The following is a 2,574-nucleotide window of genomic DNA, read 5'->3' as shown; positions in this document are numbered from 1 at the left end:
GCGGGTGGCGGAGGAGTCCGGCGCCGACGTCGTCATCCACCTCGACCACGGGCCGGAGGACGAGGTGCTGGAGGCGATCAAGCTCGGCTTCGGCTCGGTCATGTACGACGGCGCGCACCTGCCGTTCGAGGAGAACATCCGGAGCACCCGCCGGCTGGTCGAGATCGCCCACGCCTTCGGCCTTCCCGTCGAGGCCGAGCTGGGCAAGATCCCGGACGCCGACGAGGACGTCGACTGGTCGGCCTACTACACCGACGTCGCCGAGGCCGAGCGCTTCGTCAAGGAGACCGGCGTCGACTGGCTGGCCATCTCGGTGGGCATCATGCACGGCGTCCCGATGACCACCCCGGCCCCGCTGGACATCGACCGGATCGCCAGGATCCGGGACGCGACGGGCATCCCGCTGGTGCTGCACGGTGCGTCCGGCGTGCCCGAGGACGAGATCCGGGCGGCGGTGGAGAACGGCGTGCACAAGTTCAACGCCGACACCGACCTGCGGCACGCCTTCCGGTCCGGCATCGAGGCCGTCTGGTCGCAGGGCGACCGCCAGCTGGAGACGGCGATGGCCGAGGGCCGGACCCGCATGGTCGCCGCCACCGTGGACAAGATGAACCTCTACGGCTGCGCCGGCAAGGCGGGGCTGTGACCACCACCCACCCCGCGCCGCCGGCGGGCAGCACCCAGACCAAGCTGACCGGCATCCGGCGGACCGCCGCGCGCCGGATGATCGCCGCCTGGGCCGCCCCGGTGTTCCACCTGTCGGTCGAGGTGGACATGACCAACGCGTTGCGCACCAAGGAGTCCGAGCCGACCGCCACGGTCACCGACGCGCTCCTGGCCGCCTGCGCCGCCGCCCTGCGGGCCCACCCGGCGCTCAACGCGCACTATGCGGACGAGGTCGTCACCAGCTTCGACGCGGTGCACCTGGGGGTGGCCGTGGCCACCGACGCCGGGCTGATGGTGCCGGTCATCCACGGCGCCGACGGGCTGGGACTGCCCGAGCTCGCCGCCGCCCGCAGGGACGTCGTCGCCCGGGCCCGGGCCGGCAAGCTGGCCATGGCCGACGTCAGCGGCGGCACGTTCACCGTGTCGAACCTGGGCATGATGGGCATCGACCGGTTCGACGCCATCCTGAACGTGCCCCAGGTGGCCATCCTGGCCGTCGGCAGCACCCGCCGGCGGCAGGTCTGGGTCGACGGCGACCGGGCCGACCAGGACGCCGGTCCGCAGTGGCGACCGATCGCCGAGTTCACCCTGACCTGCGACCACCGGGCGATCGACGGCGCGACCGGCGCCGCGTTCCTGGCCGCCGTCCGCGACGGCGTCCAGGCCGCCCGCTGATCGCTCCCCGGGCGGCCGAGCCCGATCCCCGCTCGACGGTTCTCCCGCCGCCACCCCGGCCGCCCGGGCCGGCGGCCGGGGGAACCGTCGGCGGCCCGCCCCCGAGCCCATCCAACCGAAGGAGACATCGTGGTCACCGCACTGGACAAGTACGCGGACGCCGAACCGCACTGGGACTACCCGGTCGTCATCGAGTCGCACATCAACGGGGTGCGCAGCAAGGAGATGAACCCCAACACACCGGTCGGGTACGACGAGATCGCGGAGGACGCGATCCGGTGCTGGGAGGCCGGCGCCGGCGCGATCCACGCCCACAACACGAGTTTCGACCTGCTGGGTGAGAACGCGTTCAAGGACTACATGCGCACGTGGGAGAGGGTGCTGGACAAGCACCCGGACATCACCTGGTACCCGACCACGTGCAACAACCTGCGGCTGATCGGCGACGAGCACGGGCTGGAGCACGTGGCGTTGCTCAACGAGCACGCCCACGCCGAGATCGCCTGCGTGGACACCGGTCTGACCCTGTTCGCGACGCACACCGACGACGAGGGCTACCTGGTCGGGCCGGAGTTCGGGTTCAACTACGCCCGGGTCGGCCGGCAGTGGCGGATGCTGCGCGAGCGCGGCGTGCCGATGGTCTACGGGGTGTACGAGCCGGGTCACCTGCGGCACGCGATGTACTACGTCAACCAGGGCATGTCCACGCCCGGCTCGATGTGGGACTTCTACCTGATCGGCGACTACGGCCTGACGGCCACGGAACCGATCGGCACCAACGGGATGAAGCCCAGCCTGGAGAGCCTGTACTACTACCTGCACATGATCGAGGAGGCCAAGGTCAAGCACCCGTGGTACATCTCCATCTGGGGGCAGGGCGCGCTGGACGACACCGGCATCCTGCGCCGGGCGATCGAGCTCGGCGGGCACATCAAGACCGGGCTGGAGCTGTTCTACGACCCGGCCCGCAACCCGACCAACCTCGAGCTGCTGCAGCAGGCGCAGGAGATCGCCCGCGAGGTCGGCCGGCCCATCGCCACCCACGAACAGGCGCGGGCGCTCTACCACCTGGGCTGATCGGCACCGGTGGGCGGCGGTGCCCCGTTCCCGAGGGGTGGGGGCACCGACCGCACACCGGCCGCCGGGGCGGCCCACCGGCTCCGGCGGCGCGCCGCCCGGGCCGCCCGCGGCAGGACGTGGCCCGCGGCAAGACCCGGCCGGCCTCAGGACACC

General features: G+C 72.0%; 3 protein-coding genes. All 3 read left to right on the top strand.

The window, feature by feature from the left end; all coding sequences use genetic code 11:
- On the top strand, positions 1 to 646 hold a 646-nt coding region (locus tag ACOJUF_RS19580), incomplete at its 5' end, for a class II fructose-bisphosphate aldolase (RefSeq protein ID WP_420123497.1).
- Complete coding sequence (locus tag ACOJUF_RS19575; RefSeq protein WP_420123496.1) at positions 643 to 1,341, top strand: 2-oxo acid dehydrogenase subunit E2; 699 nt, start codon at positions 643 to 645, stop codon at positions 1,339 to 1,341. The genes ACOJUF_RS19580 and ACOJUF_RS19575, both read left to right, overlap by 4 nt.
- A 129-nt stretch (positions 1,342 to 1,470) precedes the next feature.
- Complete coding sequence (locus ACOJUF_RS19570) at positions 1,471 to 2,418, top strand: 3-keto-5-aminohexanoate cleavage protein (RefSeq protein ID WP_420123495.1); 948 nt, start codon at positions 1,471 to 1,473, stop codon at positions 2,416 to 2,418.
- Positions 2,419 to 2,574: the final 156 nt, after the last annotated feature.

The sequence above is a fragment of the Nakamurella sp. genome, from assembly GCF_048594475.1.
Taxonomy (GTDB): Bacteria; Actinomycetota; Actinomycetes; order Mycobacteriales; family Nakamurellaceae; genus Nakamurella.
The sequence above is the reverse complement of the archived record's forward strand: the minus strand, read 5'-3'. Positions and strand labels throughout refer to the sequence as shown.